Source organism: Muribaculum intestinale, from assembly GCF_002201515.1.
Taxonomy (GTDB): domain Bacteria; phylum Bacteroidota; class Bacteroidia; order Bacteroidales; family Muribaculaceae; genus Muribaculum; species Muribaculum intestinale.
This window is the reverse complement of the sequence record NZ_CP021421.1, coordinates 3,161,075-3,180,688: the sequence shown is the minus strand read 5'-3', so window position 1 is coordinate 3,180,688 and position 19,614 is coordinate 3,161,075. Positions and strand designations below refer to the sequence as shown.

At 48.5% G+C, this 19,614-nt stretch carries 15 protein-coding genes and 1 tRNA gene; 12 read left to right on the top strand and 4 right to left on the bottom strand.

Going from position 1 to position 19,614, the window contains the following annotated elements; all coding sequences use genetic code 11:
• Positions 1-197 precede the first annotated feature (197 nt).
• From istB to ADH68_RS13130, 4 genes are all read right to left on the bottom strand, one after another.
• Positions 198-980 (bottom strand): IS21-like element helper ATPase IstB, encoded by a 783-nt coding sequence (gene istB, locus ADH68_RS13145; RefSeq protein ID WP_068961960.1) that lies wholly within the window; start codon positions 978-980, stop codon positions 198-200.
• 37 nt (positions 981-1,017) lie between these two features.
• On the bottom strand, positions 1,018-2,619 hold the full coding sequence (istA, locus tag ADH68_RS13140; RefSeq protein WP_068960428.1) for an IS21 family transposase: 1,602 nt from the start codon (positions 2,617-2,619) through the stop codon (positions 1,018-1,020).
• Positions 2,620-2,702: 83 nt separating this feature from the next.
• Positions 2,703-3,839: a site-specific integrase gene (locus ADH68_RS13135; protein ID WP_068960429.1), complete on the bottom strand. Its 1,137-nt coding sequence runs from the start codon at positions 3,837-3,839 to the stop codon at positions 2,703-2,705.
• A gap of 561 nt (positions 3,840-4,400) precedes the next feature.
• Positions 4,401-4,477 (bottom strand) — tRNA-Arg (locus ADH68_RS13130).
• Between the two features lie 434 nt (positions 4,478-4,911).
• Here ADH68_RS13130 and uvrB point away from each other — a divergent pair.
• From uvrB to ADH68_RS13070, 12 genes are all read left to right on the top strand, one after another.
• Positions 4,912-7,008, top strand: coding sequence for an excinuclease ABC subunit UvrB (gene uvrB / locus ADH68_RS13125; protein ID WP_068960430.1), 2,097 nt, complete (start codon positions 4,912-4,914; stop codon positions 7,006-7,008).
• 38 nt (positions 7,009-7,046) lie between these two features.
• Positions 7,047-9,002 (top strand): YgiQ family radical SAM protein, encoded by a 1,956-nt coding sequence (locus ADH68_RS13120; RefSeq protein ID WP_068960431.1) that lies wholly within the window; start codon positions 7,047-7,049, stop codon positions 9,000-9,002.
• A gap of 90 nt (positions 9,003-9,092) precedes the next feature.
• Positions 9,093-9,758 (top strand): LysE family translocator, encoded by a 666-nt coding sequence (locus tag ADH68_RS13115; RefSeq protein WP_068960432.1) that lies wholly within the window; start codon positions 9,093-9,095, stop codon positions 9,756-9,758.
• Positions 9,755-10,423, top strand: coding sequence for a carbohydrate-binding family 9-like protein (locus tag ADH68_RS13110; RefSeq protein WP_068960433.1), 669 nt, complete (start codon positions 9,755-9,757; stop codon positions 10,421-10,423). The genes ADH68_RS13115 and ADH68_RS13110 overlap by 4 nt, the downstream gene beginning before the upstream one ends.
• A gap of 30 nt (positions 10,424-10,453) precedes the next feature.
• Positions 10,454-11,134 carry a lipocalin-like domain-containing protein gene (locus ADH68_RS13105; RefSeq protein ID WP_084273976.1) on the top strand — a complete coding sequence of 227 codons (681 nt, stop codon included), beginning with the start codon at positions 10,454-10,456 and terminating at the stop codon, positions 11,132-11,134.
• Positions 11,135-11,236: 102 nt separating this feature from the next.
• Entirely contained in the window at positions 11,237-11,968 is a 732-nt protein-coding gene (locus tag ADH68_RS13100; protein ID WP_068960435.1) for an ABC transporter ATP-binding protein, read from the top strand.
• A gap of 30 nt (positions 11,969-11,998) precedes the next feature.
• A complete protein-coding gene (locus ADH68_RS13095) occupies positions 11,999-13,219 on the top strand; it encodes an ABC transporter permease (protein ID WP_068960436.1) in 1,221 nt (406 codons plus the stop codon).
• A 26-nt stretch (positions 13,220-13,245) separates the two neighbouring features.
• Positions 13,246-14,499, top strand: a complete 1,254-nt coding sequence (locus ADH68_RS13090; protein WP_068960437.1) for an ABC transporter permease — start codon at positions 13,246-13,248, stop codon at positions 14,497-14,499.
• 28 nt (positions 14,500-14,527) lie between these two features.
• Entirely contained in the window at positions 14,528-15,628 is a 1,101-nt protein-coding gene (locus ADH68_RS13085) for an efflux RND transporter periplasmic adaptor subunit (RefSeq protein WP_068960438.1), read from the top strand.
• Positions 15,629-15,630: 2 nt separating this feature from the next.
• Entirely contained in the window at positions 15,631-16,938 is a 1,308-nt protein-coding gene (locus tag ADH68_RS13080) for a TolC family protein (RefSeq protein WP_160899724.1), read from the top strand.
• A 202-nt stretch (positions 16,939-17,140) separates the two neighbouring features.
• Complete coding sequence (locus ADH68_RS13075) at positions 17,141-17,752, top strand: isochorismatase family protein (protein WP_232321478.1); 612 nt, start codon at positions 17,141-17,143, stop codon at positions 17,750-17,752.
• A 139-nt stretch (positions 17,753-17,891) separates the two neighbouring features.
• Positions 17,892-19,601 (top strand): glutamine--tRNA ligase/YqeY domain fusion protein, encoded by a 1,710-nt coding sequence (locus ADH68_RS13070; protein ID WP_198161558.1) that lies wholly within the window; start codon positions 17,892-17,894, stop codon positions 19,599-19,601.
• Positions 19,602-19,614 lie beyond the last annotated feature (13 nt).

Sequence of the window (19,614 nt, the reverse complement as noted above, 5' to 3'; positions counted from 1 at the left end):
CATGTCGGCATAGCCGTCAATAATGTCGGGGCCAGCCCTGACATCCTTGACCGCCATTCCGACAACGGCGGAGGGCGACACCGCAAGATCCAACACGAAACCTATGCCACCATACCCTTACGGTGTATCTAACATTTGAAAAGGGACCCGGATAGCATTTGAAAAGGGGACCACCCGGGATGGGGATGCAAAGATAATTATAATTGTTGAGTCATCATTTCCTGAGTTTCTTTCATGCGGTATGATTTGCCTGTCATGTTAAGCAGTATAGCCTTGTGGGTCAGGCGGTCTACCATTGCGGCGACCAGTACTTTGTCGTCAATAATCTCGTTCCAGCGGTTGAATGCGAGATTGGTGGTGACGACTGTCGTCTTCTTGTCGGTGCGGAGGGAGAGATGGTTGAAGAGCATCTCTGCGCCGGCCTTGTCGCAGGAGACGTAACCGAACTCATCACAGATGACCATGTCGTATCTCTCGAACTTGTTTTCCAGCGACCGGAGTGTCAAAGCGTTGCGGCATTCGCGTATCTGCGTGAGCAGTCTTGGCACGGATGTGAACAGCACCGAGTGTCCGGCATTACATGCGGCGATACCGAGAGCTGTCGCCAGATGAGTCTTGCCTGTTCCGGGATTGCCGTATAGAATGAGGTTGCGTCCGTTTTTGATGAAGTCGAGTGTCTCGAGTGTCGGGAGCGCTTTCCGGGCATCGGCGGGCAGAGCGTCGGTGTCGATTTCGTTAAGATAGCGAAGTTGCGGGAACCCTGCGTTTTTGATGCGGTGACGGCGCTGGTTTTCAGAGCGGTTCTCTTTTTCGCGCCGGAGCAGTTCGGCTGTAAACCGCCATAGGTTCCATTGTTCGTCGGCGCTCTGCTGTATAAGCAGGTCGATGTCGCGCCGCACAAGCGGGAGTTTAAGGTCGAAAGCGCATGAGCGAATGAGCTCCCGAAGTCCGTCACGGTCTGTTTCATGTATGTCTGTCATTGTCATTCAGTGTATTGGTTGTTTTTTGGGGGGGTATTCAGTCTGCCTGCGATGCGCGGGTATATTCCATAAATGATGAAAGCATGTCAAGGGTATGGCTTGCCGAACTTTCTATTTCAGCCTGTTGCGGGTCGGGAACGTTCGTTGCCGCGATATCGGCGGTTGACTGCATATGTCCTTCCGCCGAGATCATCTGAGCCTGTATCTGTTCAGATGAGAGGCGCTGGAGCCCGCGGGACGAAAGACTTGTGGCGGCACGGACGATGTCAGTGTATGCCAGATTGTTGTCGCGGGTGAACACAAGCAGTTCTATGAAGCTTCGCGGAGACTCGCGGAAGTGTTCGCGGTAAAGCGCCGCCACCGACGGATGTACCTGTTGCAGAGCCACAGACCGCCCCAGAGCGGCCGGTTTGCGCAGGAATGTACCCAGATAATGCATCAGGTCGATGACCCAGTCGCCGGAGCGTCGGCTTCGGGCATGATTGGCCACCTTGTCGCGTCCGTAAAGCACCACGATGCGCTCGGAATACAGCTTTACCGCCACCTGCGAGCCCACCAGACGGTCGGGCACAGAGTAGTGCACTCCGTCAACGGTTATCGTTGAATACTTTCCGACGCGGTACAGCCGCTGCTCGAAGCAGCCGATGTCACCGTGGTCCAACGGACGTAGCGCCGCCAGATCGGCCTGTATGCGCAGGCGTTTTTCTTCCGCCGACATGTTGGACGCCTCTGTGTTGAGCCTGTCGCAGACTGCCGCCAGATGCGTCTGCGCGGCATCCAGGGAGTCAAACCGGACCTCGAACGAGAATGCACGACGCCGGATATATTCCACCGAACGTTCCACCTTGCCTTTTTCCCATCCCGAGCGAGGGTTGCAGAAATGGGGTGTGAAACAGTAGTGTACCTCCATGCGCAGCAGCGCATCCGTGTGCTCGCGGTCGCGCCCGAGGAACTTCTTTACGGCGGTACGCATGTTGTCATAGGCCATCACGCGCGGGGTGCCCCCCAACTCCCGGAAGCAGTTGCGGTGGGCTTCCATAAGAGCCAGGGTATCTTCGCGCGAAAACAGATATGCCTTGCGCATATTGCTGTGGTCGAGGGTGAATACCGCCATGTGAAGGCGAGTCCTGACTCCACCGATCCACAGGGTAAGCACGCCCCAGTCGAACTCGCAACGGAATCCAGGCTCATAGTCCTGACGGATATATGCCTTTGCAGGCTTTTCTTGCGACTTCGGCGCTGCCTCCAGCGCACGGACATACTGACATACTGTGGAATAGGCGATACGCACGCCATCGTCCTGAAGACGTCGCCACATATCGAGCTTGCGCATCTGCTGCTTGTGCAATCCGGCAGCGACGTTCTCACGGTTGCGGGCGATAAAACCATCGATGCGACGGCGGACATCATCGGTCACGACACGCCTGACGCGTCCGCTGCTGTCATACTTCGGCCTGGTCAGCAGATAATCGTCAACCTCCCGCTCTGTCGGTGACGGGCCTGTCTCTCTATCGAACTCGCGCAGATACTTGCGCACGGTCTTGCGGCTCATGCCGTTGCGGCGCGCTATCTCGCGGATGCTCATCCCCTCGCGGCGATGAGACAGAATAATGGATGTTTTTTCCTCCATGTGTAGCATTTTGTGGAATCGTTGATGTCGTTCTTTCTAATCAACGATATCCGGTTGAACTTACCCATGGGGTGGGTCCCTTTTCAATTGCTCTACCTGGGTCCCTTTTCAAATGTTAGATGCACGATTGGCACATGATTGGCCAACGACATTGTCGCAAAGGTATGTCGGGCTATATGCGACGTCAGGTGTTTCTTGATTTTAGCCAGCGATGCTATCTCTTTCAGATATGAGTTTGTGCGCTGGTTGGAGAAAACCGGTATCACCACGTCATCGGCAACAACTTTCGGATGGTCGGCATATTTCTCCATTATCTTCTGTGGTATTTCCAGAAGCGGGATGGTGCTGAGTTCTCCTGTCTTTTCCCGATGCTTGCGTATCCACTTGTTGCCGTCGGCATCAACATAGATGTCACTGCGTTTCAGCGACGAGATGTCGATGAAAGCGAGTCCGGTGAAGCAGCAGAACACGAATGTGTCGCGTACTGTTTCCAATCTCGGAAACTCATGCAGGTCAACATTCATCATCGCTTGCAGTTCCGGCTCTGTCAGAAATTCTCTTTCCGCTACTGTACGCTTGAAGCGTTTGCCCACGAAGGGATCTTCAGAGACCCATTTGTGAGCCATTGCATACTGCATCACATTCTTCAGGTAACGCAGGTAGCGAACCGTGGTGTTGTTGGCCGTTTGCTTTGTCATTCTCAGGAAATGCTCGAAGTCTTGAATAAAGCCTCGGCTGACTTCCTTGATAGGGATGTCCTTGGTGTTCTGGGTGAGTTCCATGAACTCCTCCAGATAGGTGACACAGCGTTCCCATCGTCCGAGGGTGGCAGCGCAGATATCGCCGCGCTCAAACTCTTCCTTGCGCTGCTTGTTCACTTCGCGAAACACATCGCAAAGCATCTTCGGTTTCTCCACTGTGCCAAGATAGTGGTCACGGAGGACTTTCGGATTCACAAGCTTGTTCTCGCGAAGAAGCATATTGTGGATTTCATTGAAACGGGTGCGGATATTCTCAAGGTACTTGTTGAGTTCAAGTTCCTTTTTAGCGCGACCCGTTGCAACATTTCTCTTTTGATCCCATAGTTCGGGGGCAACGCTTCTACCGATGTAGAGCTCGGATTGCTGACCACTTACAGTGATACGGGCAAAGATTGGAAGTTCACCGTTTCTCAACGGTCGGTTCTTTCTCACGAAGAACGCCAGTGTGAAATAACTGTCGTGTAACATAGAGGTGGATTAAAAGGGTTAATAAATATAATCATTTTTCTCCACATATGCAAATCTAAAAGGCATAAAATCAGTGCCGTGACTCATCAATCGTGGGCAAAATCGTGGGCAACAAGTACCCATTCAAAAAATGCCCACGGCGGAATGATGCAATTCTATGAAATCATGGCAGAGTTTGAGAAAGAATAATCTCAATTCAACACTAATTTCAGCTTAAATCGAGCGAATCGTGTTAATATATGTTATATCACAATACTATGCGGCCTACAATATATAACAAATGTTAATATTCGCTCAATTCCCGCGAAATCTGAGGCTTCTGATGGCTATTTTAGGTTCAGAACCCCACCATAAATGCGGGAATTCATCTCTAAAGTTCTAATACTGCGAGAGTAAGGTATCGGGATTTTCAATCGTGGGCAAAAATGCCCACGGATTGTTTGCCCACGATTTGCCCACGCGTGTATCGCACAGGGCGCACTCAGATGCCGTTTGGACATAAAGAAAAAAACACTGCTACTGAACCAGTTGCAGTGTTTTGCAGTATTCTGCCGAATACCTTGGTGATCCGGTTGGGATTCGAACCCAAGACCCACAGCTTAGAAGGCTGTTGCTCTATCCAGCTGAGCTACCGGACCGTATATATGTTATTCGAGGTGTGCAAAGGTAGTAATTTATGAGTTAACGTTTTATTGACATCACGTTAAAAAATGCTAAACAAAACATCCGAGTAAATTCTACTCTTGTGCAAGTACAAGATTGCCAGATGGTTATGATGGCTGTCGAAATGGGGATATCTCGATGTCTGGAGTTTCAGATACCGCAATATCTATGAAACTTCTATTATAGAGAAGCTCACCTTTTGCTATGTCAGACAAATTGCATATTTTTGTAGATTCAAAGATAAGAGACTGTCATGGTTTGTCTGCCGCAATATTTTGATAGTGCATGCGAAAAGAATTTAACAACTGCAAACAAATTCAAGATGGCTGATTTGGAAAATGCAATAGCACTATACTTCAATATGGAGGCATGATTCTATACGGTTTCTTATATGATTGGTTAAGATAATATGGAATTTCAGCTACAGTCAGAATATTCACCAACTGGCGATCAGCCTGAAGCAATCCGCCAGCTTGTGGATGGCATCAATGATGGTGTGCCCGCGCAGACCCTTCTTGGAGTTACCGGCTCCGGCAAGACATTTACTATGGCTAATGTCATTGCCAGGGTCAACCGTCCCACGCTTTTGCTCAGCCACAATAAGACACTTGCCGCCCAGCTCTACGGAGAAATGAAACAGTTTTTCCCAAGCAATGCGGTAGAATATTTTGTAAGCTATTACGATTATTATCAGCCTGAGGCCTATATACCTTCTTCCGACAAGTATATTGAAAAGGATTTGATGATTAACGATGAAATAGACAAACTGCGTCTCGCTACTACTTCTGCGCTCCTCTCCGGACGTCAGGATGTAATTGTCGTCTCTTCTGTATCATGTCTTTATGGTATTGGTAATCCTGAAGATTTTCATGCTTCGGTAATTGATATCCGTGTCGGACAAAAGATTGCACGTAACGTATTCTTGCGCAAACTTGTAGATGCATTGTATTCTCGCAATGAACTGGAACTCGGCCGCGGTAACTTCCGCGTGAAAGGCGACACTGTAGACATTCGTCTTGCCTATGAGGAAATCACTCTTCGTGTGGTATTCTGGGGCGACGAAATTGAGGCGATACATACCATACATGCTGAATCAGGAACTTCGCTTGGAAAACACGACCAGTTTAAGATATTTCCGGCCAACATTTTTGTGACTTCACGAGAAAGAGTGGGGCAGGCAATAGCGAAGATGGAGATTGACCTTGGCGAGCAGGTCGATTTCTTTCGTCGGGAGGCCAAGGAGATTGAGGCCTCACGCTTATACGAGCGTACTACCTATGACATCGAAATGATACGGGAAATCGGTCATTGCAGCGGAATAGAGAATTATTCACGTTATTTCGACGGACGAGAACCCGGGATGCGACCATTCTGTCTACTCGATTATTTTCCTAAGGATTTCCTTACTATAATTGATGAAAGCCATGTTACAATACCTCAGATACGCGCCATGTATGGGGGAGATGTTTCACGAAAAATGAATCTTGTGGAGTACGGTTTCCGTCTGCCTGCGGCCCTTGACAACCGGCCTCTTAAGTTCAATGAATTCGAGTCCCTGACCTCCCAGACTGTCTACGTTTCGGCTACTCCCGCCGATTACGAACTTGAGAAGAGCGATGGTGTCATTGTCGAGCAGCTGATTCGTCCTACGGGACTGCTTGACCCTGTTATCGAAGTGCGTCCGAGTCTCAACCAGATTGATGATCTCATGGAGGAGATTCAGCTACGCATCGAACGTGGAGAGCGTGTCCTGGTCACAACACTTACAAAACGCATGGCCGAGGAGCTAAACGAATTCATGCTCAAAATGCGTATCAAGGCCGCATATATTCACAGCGATGTCGATACTCTCGACCGTATTCGTATTCTTGATGACTTGCGCTCCGGTACATATGATGTACTAATCGGTGTCAACCTGCTTCGAGAGGGTCTCGATCTTCCGGAAGTGTCTCTTGTAGCAATACTTGATGCCGACAAAGAGGGCTTTCTGCGTAGTCACCGCTCGCTTACGCAGACTGTGGGTCGTGCTGCACGAAATCTTAATGGCACTGTAATCATGTATGCCGACAAGATTACCGACTCCATGCGTCTTACAATTGAGGAGACTGAGCGCCGTCGCGCAATCCAACTTGCCTATAACGAGGAACATGGTATCACTCCCCAGGCAATAGTCAAGGCCCGACAGGCAATAATTGGCATTGATGAAGATACAGAGACGGTCTCTCATTCATCTGATGGAAAGAGATTACAGTCGCACAAAAAAGAGCGTGGTGTCGCTATCTCCAAATCCAAACTGGTACCATATATGCAGGAATATACTCACAAAGTCGACATCGCGGCCGACCCGATTGTTCCGTATATGAACCGCGACGAACTACAGCGCTCAATAACTCGCCTGCGTACCGAAATGGTGGCTGCCGCAAAGGCTATGGATTTCATGGAGGCTGCCCGTATGCGCGATGAAATCCTCCAGATGGAGGAGCATCTCAGTCGCCTTTCTGAATGAGATGCTACCTATGAATTTTTTCTTGATACATCGTTTAAATGGACAAAATCACATATACTGACCCTACACTCTGGCTTCCGACTTCCGTCAAAGAAGTTAATGCTCTTGGCTGGGATAGACTTGATGTAATAATCTTTTCCGGCGATGCTTATGTCGACCATCCCTCATTCGGAGCAGCTGTAATAGGCCGAGTCTTGCAGGCACATGGACTTAAAGTCGCCATTGTGCCGCAGCCCAACTGGCGCGATGATTTGCGTGATTTCCGCAAACTGGGCCGACCGCGCTTGTTCTTTGGAATATCACCTGGTGCCATGGACTCCATGGTCAACCATTATACGGCAGCCAGGCGTCGTCGAAGCGATGATGCATACACCCCTGATGCGCGCCATGGCATGCGTCCTGATTATCCTACAATTGTATATTCCAGGGCATTGCGCTCAATCTATCCGGATGTTCCGATTATTGCCGGAGGTATTGAGGCATCCTTGCGTCGTGTGAGTCACTATGATTATTGGCAGGACTGTCTGCGTCCGTCAATAATGGTTGACGCTGATGTCGACATGATACTCTATGGCATGGGTGAGTTGAGCATCGTGCAGCTTGCCGAACGGCTTGCATCAGGTGAAAGAATATCACAAATCACAGATTTGCCACAAAGTGTCATACTCCGTCCGTTGAGTGAAATGCCCTCTGCCGACTCTGGTAATATCATACTCAATTCGTATGAGGAATGTCTGCGTGACAAACGTCTGCAATCAGCCAACTTTAAACATGTCGAACAGCAGAGCAACCGCATGCATGCATCTGTCATCTGGCAGCCGCATGGCGATAGGGTGGTGCGTATCAATCCAATGCATCCTCCGATGACTACCGCACAGATTGATGCATCGTTTGACCTACCTTATACACGTTTGCCTCACCCGCGCTATAAAGGGAAGACTATTCCCGCATGGGATATGATTAAGCACTCCATCAATATGCATAGAGGGTGCTTCGGGGGGTGTGCGTTCTGCACAATATCAGCTCATCAGGGAAAATTTATTGCGTCGCGAAGCAAGGAATCGATTCTACGGGAGGCCCGTCAGGTGACGCGTATGGCTGACTTCAAGGGATATATTTCTGACCTTGGCGGCCCGTCGGCCAATATGTATCGTATGGGTGGCCGCAATCTTTCGCTCTGTGAGCGGTGTATGCGCCCTTCTTGTCTGCATCCTAAAGTATGCCCCAATCTCAACAATGACCATGGCCCGCTGCTTGACATATATCATGCGGTCGATGAACTCCCTGGTGTAAAGAAATCGTTTATAGGAAGTGGTGTGCGTTACGACTTGTCGATGCATGTGTCCGGTGACGAACGAGTTGACCGAAACAATCGCCGATACAATGAGGAACTAATTCGCGACCACGTATCAGGACGGCTGAAAATCGCGCCAGAACATACTTGCGATGGTGTACTGAGTGTCATGCGTAAGCCTTCGTTCAGTCAATTCTATGAATTCAGAAAGATTTTCGAACGCGTAAACCGCACGTGTGGTTTGCGGCAGCAGCTGATACCCTATTTCATATCCTCTCATCCCGGATGTCGAGAGATAGATATGGCTGAACTGGCCGCCGAGACACGCGACCTTAATATGCATCTCGAACAAGTGCAGGATTTTACGCCAACACCCATGACGGTAGCTACTGAGATATACTACTCAGGTTATCATCCTTACACCGGAGAACGTGTATTCTGTGCTGTATCGCCTGAAGAAAAACTCGCTCAGAGACAATATTTTTTCTGGTACGACCGCGCTTATCGTCAGGGAATCGTTGCGTCTCTTCGCCGTCTCCATCGCCCTGACCTGATACAACGTTTGTTCCCGGGCTATAATTCTCGCTTTGACGTTTCACCAAAGACTAAGGTGGCCCCATCCTCAAAAGGCAGATATCCGGGGAAATCCAACAATGTAGCCTCCGGCCAGAAACATGGCTCAACACGAAAACAAAGATGACAGGGTTATCCCAATCGATACACAAGGAAATCCGATTATTTAAATTTTAGTTAACTTATTTCGTAGATTCCACCATTTGAGTTAACTTTGATGGTTAATTGCATGATGGGTTCGTTCCTCTACATAATTATACGCGGGCTCGCTATAGGCGTTCTCATATCGGCTCCAATGGGGCCGATAGGGATGTTGTGCATTCAGCGCACTCTTAACAAAGGACGTTGGCCCGCATTCTTTACAGGGGTGGGAGCTGCATTGAGCGATATAATATACTGCTTGCTTACAGGACTATGCATGTCGTTCATTACCGATTTCATACAGACCAACCAACTCATACTTCAGATACTCGGCTCAGTCGTTCTCGGAGTATTTGCCGTGTTGCTGTTTAGGCAGAATCCAGCCCGCGGACTGTCGACACCGTCCGATTTGCCAAATACATATTGGAAAGATTTTGGTAGTGGATTCTTGCTTACATTCTCCAATCCTCTTATTCTGTTCTTTATAATCGGCCTTTTTGCCCGGTTTAACTTCCTTCTGCCTGAGTTTCGCTACTATCATTATATAGCCGGATATACTGCTATATTTGGTGGCGCGCTGCTTTGGTGGTATTCGATAACATATTTCGTAAATAAAGTCCGGACACATTTCAATGTGCGCTCCTTGTGGCTTATCAACCGTATTATCGGTGGAGTGCTTTTGCTCATGGGCATAGTGGGGCTTGTAATGGGTGTTAAGGACTATATCTTGATTTCCGAATGACAACTCAATTCAATAATTCCGACATCCTCGCCGTGCCGTGTATCAGTGAGCTTGACGATATGTCACCTGACAACTTGATTACAACTCTTGATGACCGGGGTGTACGGCGTACGATAGAGTATGTGACAGATCCGAAATTTCCTTATCGGCCTCTGACTACATTCTCTATGGCTCATTCCAATCGATACATATATATTGACTTTTTTGTACGGTGCAATTTCCTTCGTGCGGTGAATTATATTACCAATACTGCCGTATATGAAGACTCGGCTGTGGCGGCAATGATTCAACCTAATCCCGGCGATTCTACAGTATACGTTTTTACATTCAATTGTATTGGTACTGTTTCCGGCTTTATCCTGCGTCCGGGTCATGATGATGTCGCTATAGAGCCGGAGATACTTGGTCGCATACAGAGAGTCGCCTCCTGTGGCTCGCGGCCGTTTCAGGAACTAGAGGGATTGTTCTCATGGAATATTCTTGTCGGAATTCCACTCGACCTGCTTGGCATATACGGAGACTCATGGCCGATGGAGATTAAAGGAAATTTCTTCAAATGCGCTACAGCCACCTCTCAGCCGCATTTTATGAGTTGGCTCCCTGTAGATGGCAATTTTCCGTACACATTGCAGCCCGACCGCTTCGGACGTATGATTCTTGATTGATGTAGCCACATATTGTTAACTTAATATATTATGAGAAAGATATCAGTATTGCTTGTCGCTGCTATATGCTGTTTCATGACAGCATCTGCTCAGAAAGTCGATTTAGGCTCATTGCTTGGCAAACTCTCGTCAGCCACAAAGGATTCTACCGCAACTGCCGGATCGACATCATCCGCCGGTCTTGGCGGGGTTCTCGGAAGCCTTCTGTCCAATGTGCTTGGCAACGATAAGATTACCACTGACGACATGGTCGGCACATGGCAGTACTCCTCGCCTGCAGTTGCCTTCAAGAGCGATGACTTGCTGAAAAAAGCCGGAGGAGCTGCGGCCTCGGCTGCCGTAGAGCAGAAACTCGCGGAATATTACAAAATGATAGGTTTTGACGGAATGACTCTTACTGTAGCTGATGACAAAAGTTTTACGATGAAGAGTTCGCGTCTGTCGCTTTCCGGCACTGTAGAGCAAGGTTCTGAGGCCGGCGAAATCCTGTTTAAATTTACTGCGCTTAAAAAGATTCCTCTTGGCAGTTACACGGCCCATGTATCTATTGTCGCCGGACGCATGACAATTACGTTTGATACGACCAGACTTATGGCTTTGGTCAATACCATATCCAAGTTTGCCGGCAGTACCTCATTGTCAGCGCTGAATTCCGTGCTTCAGCAGTTCGACGGAATGGAAGCTGGTTTTGCCATGACCAAACAACGATAAAATAAGGTGTTGTCCAGAAATTAACATATATTTGCTTTATAATACTAAAAAAGGTTGCACTTTTGTGCAACCTTTTGCATTGTTGACGCATCTATCAGACGTATGATACATTTAAAAGACGTACATAAGACCTATCCCGGAGCCGTGCCGCTTCATGTGCTCAAGGGCATTAACCTCGATATTGAGCGAGGCGAACTAGTAAGTATCATGGGTGCTTCCGGCTCTGGAAAATCCACGTTGCTTAATATTCTCGGCATTCTCGACAACTATGATTCTGGAGAGTATGTGCTTGACAAGCGCCTTATCCGTAATCTTGGGGAGAATGCGGCTGCGGATCTACGTAACCATCTTATTGGTTTCGTATTTCAGTCATTCAACCTTATAAGCTATAAGGATGCTGTTGAGAATGTGGCGCTCCCGCTGTTCTACCAGGGTGTGTCGCGTCGTAAGCGTAATGCTATGGCCATAGAGCAGCTTGACCGTATGGGGTTGCGTGAATGGGCTCATCATCTGCCGAGCGAGCTTTCTGGCGGACAGAAACAACGTGTTGCTATTGCCCGGGCTCTTATTACCAACCCGGCCATTATTCTGGCCGATGAACCTACCGGTGCGCTCGACAGTAAGACTTCTGTAGAGGTGATGAAGATATTTCGTCAACTCAACAACGAGGGAATGACAACAGTAATTGTGACCCACGATCCGGGTGTTGGAGCTCAGACCAATCGTATTATACGTATATCCGACGGACTTATCATACCCGATAGTCAGATTGTGAAATCGCAGACTGACATGGATAATAAAAAGACTGATAATGTATCGGTTCAGCACTCTTGATTGTCGACAGTCCGAAAAGTAATCTTGACTATGTTTGATCTTTTCAACGAAATATTGCAGACCATGCGCACCAACAAGTTGCGCACCATACTTACCGGCATCGCCGTTGCGTGGGGCATATTTATGCTTATTGTGCTGCTTGGTTTTGCAAAGGGTGTGCGTACGGCTTTCGAGGATTCTCCCATGGGGCAGACCAGCAATGTACTACAGTTGTGGAGCGGACGTACATCCATGCCTTTCAATGGATTGGGCGCCGGGCGCACAATCCCGGTCAGAGAGCGCGACATGAAAGCATTGCGGCACGATATTGTCGACAATGTTTCGGCAGTCTCCGGTGTGCTTGAAGGTAACACCGTGGTGATGCGTAGCGATAGCTCAAGCATATCCTCCACCTATTCAGGTGTATATCCGATAATGCAGCGGGAAGAACAGCTGAGAGTTACCAACGGTCGTTTTATCAACGACCGTGATGTTAACGATGCTTCAAAAGTAGTCGTACTTGAAGAGCGCAATGCAACTACCTTATTCGGTTCGCCTCAACGTGCCATAGGACGCATACTGGATATCAATGGACTGGCTTTTAAGGTAGTCGGCACATATGAGCATCGATGGATTTCTTCTGTATTTATACCTTATTCCTGTGCCAAGGCTATGAATGGTTTTTCCGATGTGCTCGGTACGATACGCGTCAACGTAGAGGGCATGTCGACACAGGAAGAGGCCGAGGCTATCGAGCGCTCTATACGTGAATCCATCGGGCGTTCAGAGTCGTTTCATCCTGATGACCAGAGCGCTATATGGATATGGAACCGTTTTTCCAACTATCTGAGCCAACAGACAGCCATGAGTGTGCTCAACTGGATAATGTGGATCATCGGATTGCTTACTCTTATTACCGGTGTGGTCGGCGTGAGCAACATCATGTTTGTAAGTGTGCGCGAACGCACACATGAGATAGGTATTCGTCGTGCTATCGGAGCACGTCCACGATATATTCTTACGCAGATTATTCTTGAAGGAGTTGTGATTACCACTCTTTTCGGTTATGTCGGCATATTGCTTGGCACAATTGCAGGAGAGATAATGGCATATGCCTTTGCTGATGTCGAGTTTATAAAAGATCCACGGGTCGATGTCGGGCTGGCGTTTCAGGTTACGGCGTTGCTTGTTGTTGCCGGTGCTTTTGCCGGTTTTTTCCCTGCAATGCGAGCGTTGAAGATACGTCCGGTGGAAGCATTGCGCACTGAATAGCCTTCTCAAAACAATCATTATAGTCAATGAAAAATCCGATTTTCGATATAGATAACTGGCGAGAGATTACAGCTATGCTATCTCGCAATAAGACCCGTACTTTCCTTACCGCATTCGGTATATTCTGGGGTACAGCCATGCTCGCGATGCTTATGGGTGGCGCGCAGGGTGTCCGTGGCCTTATGATGCGCAATTTCGACGGTTTTGCCACAAATTCCGCATTTATATTCTCGAGCAATACAACCCGGGCATACAAAGGATACCAGAAAGGACGTGAATGGAGTCTCACGCAAGGCGATGTGGATGCATTGCGTGTCGGAGTTCCGGAAATTGACGCCATTAGTGGTATCGTACAGGCAGGCGGTGCTGTGTCCTATCGCGATAAAAGTTACGTCAACGGCAATATTCTCGGGTTTACTCCGGATTATTATCAAGTGATGGAACCTATGCTCATAGAGGGACGTCTGCTCAATGAAAGCGACGAGATGCAGTTACGTAAAAATTGCCTTATCGGAGCCAGGGTGGCAAGCGAACTGTTTGGCACTGAGTCGCCTATAGGCAAATACGTACAGGCCAACAATATATATTATCATGTAGTTGGCGTGGTGCGTCCTCGTAACGATAATATAAATATCGGCGGCAATATGGAAGAAATGCTTATGCTTCCGCTCGCTGTGATGCGGCAGAATTATAATCTCGGAGAAAAGGTATATTATGTCGCATTCACCGTTCGTGATGGATGCACACCGGGCAAATTGCGCGGTCGCATAAAGCGTATTCTCCAGAGCCGCCACACAATATCGCCTGAAGATGACGAAGCTGTTCCTTACTGGGATATCTCTGAAGATTTCGAACAGGTTGACGGGCTATTCAGCGGAATAGATCTTCTCGCGATTTTCGTAGGATTCGGCTCTCTGCTCGCAGGTATAATCGGAGTGGGTAATATCATGTGGATTATCGTCAAGGAGCGTACACAGGAGATTGGCATACGCCGTGCCATCGGCGCCCGGCCTCGCGATATAATAGCGCAGATTCTTTCCGAGGCAGTAGTGCTTACCACTGTTGCCGGTGTGGGTGGAATATGTTTTGCGGTATTCATACTCGCGGTCGCCGGAAGGCTTACGGCCGGTCCCGACGGTTCGGAAGTCAGTTTTCAGTTGGCGTTTTCCACAGCGTTCGCCATACTTGGAGTATTCCTTGTGCTTGGCATGGGCGCCGGTATTATCCCGGCTGTAAAGGCTATGCGCATAAAACCTATTGAAGCGTTGAATGACAATTAAATAGAAACAATCAAAATAACGTACTGCAATGAGGAAAGCCTCACGTATTATTATCTGGACAATAGTCGTCCTGCTGTTTGTAGGCACATTCGTCTATCTTTTTCTCAATTCTCGTGAAAAAAGTGTAAACTATGAGCTTGTTAGCCCGTCAACAGGCAACATAAGCCGTACTACTGTGCTGACCGGAAAGATTGAGCCGCGCGATGAGATTGAAATCAAGCCTCAGATATCTGGCATCATATCCGAAATCAACGTAGAGGCCGGCGACATGGTCCGTGCCGGCGATGTGATAGCCCGTATTAAGGTGATTCCTGAAGAGTCGCAGCTTTCGGCGGCACAGTCAAGGGTGTCAACTGCAAAAATTGTGCTTGACCAGGCGCGTCAGCTATTTGATCGCACACGCGGTCTTTATGAACGCAAGTTTGTTGCCCGGGAAGAGTACGAACAGTCGGAGACTGAATATAAGAAAGCCGTTCAGGAACTTGATGCCGCGGAAGATGCGCTCCGTATTGTCCGTGAGGGTGTCAGTTCATACAACGCTACTGAGTCTAACACTCTTGTGCGTGCCACCATTGACGGCCAGGTGCTTGAGGTGCCCGTAAAAGTCGGCACATCTGTCATTCAGGCCAATACAATGAACGATGGTACGACTGTGGCAAAGGTTGCCGATATGCGCAATCTTATATTCCGCGGTAAAGTAGATGAAACTGAAGTCGGGCTACTGAGAACCGGAATGTCGACCACCATATCGATTGGTGCTCTTCCCGATGTTATGCCTGCGGCAGTAATCGAATATATTGCTCCTAAGTCAACCGAAGAAAACGGCTCCAACACGTTTGAGATTAAAGCAGCCATTGAGGTGCCCGATTCTGTGAATCTCCGTGCCGGATATAGTGCAAACGCTACAATTACGCTGGCTCGTGCCGATTCGGTTATGACACTTCCGGAGTCGGTGGTAGAGTGGGGTGGCGACTCTGCTTATGTATATGTTCTTACAGATACAGTGCCTGAACATAAATTTGAGCGCAAAGCCATATCTACCGGTCTTTCCGATGGTATCAACATTCAGGTTAAGGGTGGAATTAACGCTGACGACCGTTTGCGCGGCAGTGAAATTTCAGGAAAATGATTATGAAAAAATCTCTTTTTACCATATCGATGCTCATGGCCGTGAGCTCGGCAGTCGCATCACCGTGGAGTCTTGACTCCTGTATCAGTTACGCCGTAGAGCATTCACTTCAGGTGAGGCAACGTATTGTCGAGGTGCGCCAGGGCAATGTTGAAGTATCGTCGGCAAAATCGGGGTATCTGCCAACACTTGGCGCTCAGGTATCGCAAGGATGGAATATCGGGCGTGGACTTACTTCCGACAATACTTATGCCGACCGCAATACGTCCAACACACAGTGGGGCGTGAATCTCTCGCTTCCATTGTTCGATGGCCTTAACACACCGCGTCAGGTAGCATATGCCAAGGCTTCACTTGCAGCGTCTCTGCAACAGCTTGAGGCAATCCGTGACAATGTTACCCTCAACGTTATTGCCGGTTATCTCCAGGTGCTTTATCAGAAAGAACTCCATCAGGAGGCTCTGCATCAGGAAGCCCTGTCATCATATGAGTTTACACGCCGCAAAGCGTTGCTCGAAGCAGGCAAAATTCCCGAAATTGACATGCTTGAGGCTGAGTCACAGCTGGCACAGGACCGTATGTCGGTGGCGACTTCTGCCAATGATACACGCCTCGCTTTGGTTGACCTTGCACAGCTTCTATATATAGATGATATCGATGGCTTTGATATAGAGCCAATTGATACCGATATGCCGGCACTCACGATGGCTCCGCTTGCCGAACTTTATGCCCGGGCCTTGGGCCGGAGTCACGCGGTAGCCGCTGCTCGTGCGAATATAACGGCAGCCGAACGTGGAATAGATGTCGCAAAAACCGGTTATATCCCTCGTTTGTCTTTTAATGCCGGTATAGGCTCAAGCTACTATACTGTAAGTGGATTCAGTAATGAACCATTCGGGCGTCAGATGAGAAACAATTATGCGACTTCGATGGGCTTCTCGCTCTCAATCCCTATATTCGACGGATTGCAGACACGTAATCAGGTAAATCGTGCCAAGGTGCAGAAAGTCAATGCCGAGTTGCAGCTTGACCAGGCCGAGCAGGAACTTATGCGTCAGGTGCAGCAGGCGTATTATCAGGCCGACGGAGCAAGAGCGCGTCTTGCGGCAGGCGAGACCGCCCGTGATGCCGCCAATAAGGCTTTTGAGGCGATGCAGGAAAAATACAGTGTCGGACGGGCTACTCCTACCGACTACGAGCAGGCAAAATCCAAAGCCTTGACAGCCACTACGCAGGCCATTCAGGCTCGCTATGAACTCATACTCCGTACGCGTATCCTCGATTTCCTTACCACTCCCTCCTTACGTTGATTAATATCATACTTTGTAAATGTTGCGAGACGGCTTCAGATTGGCCGGTCTCGCAATATTTTTTATAGGGTGAAATGATATAGATATTGGCTCTGTGGGATTTTTTTGATGCATTATGATATTGTGCGGTTCATATGTTTGAATTATATTTGCTGAGTAAGTCGCAAAAGTTGAAATCTCCTCGTAAATATTCTCTTAGACAATGAATATATCTCAAGCGGAAATGTCCGCGCATGAAAATAAACTCCTGCTTATAATTGACCCGCAGATTGATTTTATCACAGGTGCGCTGCCTGTGCCTGGAGCAGAGCGTGCAATGAACGCTCTTGCCGGGTATATCCGCACTCATAACATTGATTATGCCTTCATTATAGTGACAGCCGATTGCCACCCCATGCGCCACTGTTCATTTAAGCCCGACGGAGGCGAATGGCCACGTCATTGTATCGCAGACTCCGTGGGTGCTGCAATATGGCCTCCGGTAATGACTGAATTGCTTGATAATTCCGACAAGGTTGTCATTCTTCACAAAGGCAAGGATGCCGGGCGTGAGGAGTATTCAATCTTCAAAAACTCAGTAGCAGCAGAGAGGATACTTCATATCATTGAATCGTACGATATCAAGAGAATTGACATCTGTGGACTTGCCGGTGATGTATGTGTGTCGGATACCATACGCGATGGCGTGGAACTGATAAAGAATTCGCGGATTAATGTCCTCTCAGCTTTTTCGCCATCGATTGATGGAGGCGATGTGTTGCACTCTGTAATCTCAGCGTATGGCTTGTCATGCGACACTGATGCTGACATATGATTGTGGTCTACAGCGGATTCACGACTGATATTCTGTTGCAGATATTTCTATATTGTACCTCCCGTCTGAGACCGCACATAAGAGTGTTGGCGGATTCATATAATATTGTTACCTTTGTGGGAAAATATAATATATTGCTATGTCAGAAATTATTGAAACAATCAATGACGAGGAGAGCAAAAGCGGTCTCAACTTTGTGGAGCAGCTTGTAGCCGATGACCTTGCCGCCGGCAAGAATGGAGGACGCCTTAATACACGTTTCCCGCCGGAGCCTAACGGCTATCTACATATAGGCCACGCCAAGGCAATATGCATGGACTTTGGTGTCGCGGAGAAATTCGGCGGCACATGCAACCTGCGTTTTGACGACACCAATCCTACGAAAGAGGATACAGAATATGTCGATGCCATTCGCGATGATATCCATTGGCTTGGTTTCGACTGGGGTGACCGTGAATATTATGCAAGCGACTATTTCCCTCAGCTTTATGATCTTGCCGTACGAATGATAAAGGAAGGCAAGGCATATGTAGATCATCAGACTTCTGAGGAAATCGCCCGACAGAAAGGCACTCCTACTCAGCCCGGTGAGAACAGCCCTTACCGCGATCGTCCGGTAGAGGAGAATCTTGATTTGTTTCATCGCATGAATGCCGGTGAATTTGACGAAGGCACCTACGTGTTGCGAGCCAAGATTGACATGGCATCGGACAATATGCACTTCCGCGATCCGATTATGTATCGTATCATCAAAACTCCGCATCACCGTACCGGCACTACATGGAATGTATATCCCATGTATGACTTCGCCCACGGTCAGAGTGACTATTTCGAGGGCGTGACCCACTCGATATGCACTTTGGAGTTTGTGCCTCACCGTCCGCTCTATGAGTACTTTGTCAAAGAGCTTGCCGACGACAGCTACTGCCCACGTCAGATTGAATTCAATCGACTCAATCTTACATACACGGTAATGAGCAAGCGCAAGTTGCTCCAACTTGTAAAAGAAGGCCTTGTGGCCGGATGGGATGATCCCCGTATGCCGACTATATCGGCTATGCGACGTCGTGGCTATACCCCCCAGTCAATTCGTAATTTTGTAAATCTTATAGGATATACAAAGGTTGAGGCGCTCAACAGCATATCCTTGCTTGAGCATGCGGTGCGCGATGACCTCAACCGTGTTGCTACACGAGTGATGGCTGTGATGAATCCCGTGAAAGTCATCATAACCAACTATCCCGAAGGTCAGACTGAAACTGTAGAGATGGAAAACAATCCGGAGGACAGCACCGCAGGCACACACAAGATGCCTTTCTCACGAGAGATATATATAGAACGCGACGACTTTATGGAGAACCCTCCCAAGAAGTTCTTCCGTTTGGCTCCCGGTGGCGAGGTGCGTCTGAAGGGCGCTTATATAATAAAGTGTGAAGATGTGGTAAAGGATGCCGAAGGCAATATTACCGAAATTCACTGTACATATGATCCCGATACCCGAAGTGGCCTTCCCGGTAGCATGCGTAAGGTTAAGGGTACACTTCATTGGGTGTCGGCCGCACATGCCATAGATGCCGAGGCTCGTCTCTATGACCGACTTTTCTCTGTGGAAAATCCGGCCGAGGAAAAGGACCGCGACTTCCGTGAGATGCTCAATCCCGATTCGCTGAAAGTTGTCGATGGAATAAAGATAGAGCCGTTCCTCGCCGAGAATGCAAAGGTTGGTGGTCATTATCAGTTCCAGCGTATTGGTTACTTCACACTTGATTCCGACGCTACTGCTGCTCATCCGGTATTTAACCGTACCATACAGCTCAAGGACACCTGGGAGAAGATTCAGAAGAAATAATTGTATCCCCGAT

What these genes read in the sequence shown, in the direction of transcription:
- istB (WP_068961960.1), bottom strand. Translation starts at nt 980, where the DNA reads ATGACAGACATACATGAAACAGACCGTGACGGACTTCGGGAGCTCATT.
- istA (WP_068960428.1), bottom strand. Translation starts at nt 2,619, where the DNA reads ATGCTACACATGGAGGAAAAAACATCCATTATTCTGTCTCATCGCCGC.
- ADH68_RS13135 (WP_068960429.1), bottom strand. Translation starts at nt 3,839, where the DNA reads ATGTTACACGACAGTTATTTCACACTGGCGTTCTTCGTGAGAAAGAAC.
- uvrB (WP_068960430.1), top strand. Translation starts at nt 4,912, where the DNA reads ATGGAATTTCAGCTACAGTCAGAATATTCACCAACTGGCGATCAGCCT.
- ADH68_RS13120 (WP_068960431.1), top strand. Translation starts at nt 7,047, where the DNA reads ATGGACAAAATCACATATACTGACCCTACACTCTGGCTTCCGACTTCC.
- ADH68_RS13115 (WP_068960432.1), top strand. Translation starts at nt 9,093, where the DNA reads ATGGTTAATTGCATGATGGGTTCGTTCCTCTACATAATTATACGCGGG.
- ADH68_RS13110 (WP_068960433.1), top strand. Translation starts at nt 9,755, where the DNA reads ATGACAACTCAATTCAATAATTCCGACATCCTCGCCGTGCCGTGTATC.
- ADH68_RS13105 (WP_084273976.1), top strand. Translation starts at nt 10,454, where the DNA reads ATGAGAAAGATATCAGTATTGCTTGTCGCTGCTATATGCTGTTTCATG.
- ADH68_RS13100 (WP_068960435.1), top strand. Translation starts at nt 11,237, where the DNA reads ATGATACATTTAAAAGACGTACATAAGACCTATCCCGGAGCCGTGCCG.
- ADH68_RS13095 (WP_068960436.1), top strand. Translation starts at nt 11,999, where the DNA reads ATGTTTGATCTTTTCAACGAAATATTGCAGACCATGCGCACCAACAAG.
- ADH68_RS13090 (WP_068960437.1), top strand. Translation starts at nt 13,246, where the DNA reads ATGAAAAATCCGATTTTCGATATAGATAACTGGCGAGAGATTACAGCT.
- ADH68_RS13085 (WP_068960438.1), top strand. Translation starts at nt 14,528, where the DNA reads ATGAGGAAAGCCTCACGTATTATTATCTGGACAATAGTCGTCCTGCTG.
- ADH68_RS13080 (WP_160899724.1), top strand. Translation starts at nt 15,631, where the DNA reads ATGAAAAAATCTCTTTTTACCATATCGATGCTCATGGCCGTGAGCTCG.
- ADH68_RS13075 (WP_232321478.1), top strand. Translation starts at nt 17,141, where the DNA reads ATGAATATATCTCAAGCGGAAATGTCCGCGCATGAAAATAAACTCCTG.
- ADH68_RS13070 (WP_198161558.1), top strand. Translation starts at nt 17,892, where the DNA reads ATGTCAGAAATTATTGAAACAATCAATGACGAGGAGAGCAAAAGCGGT.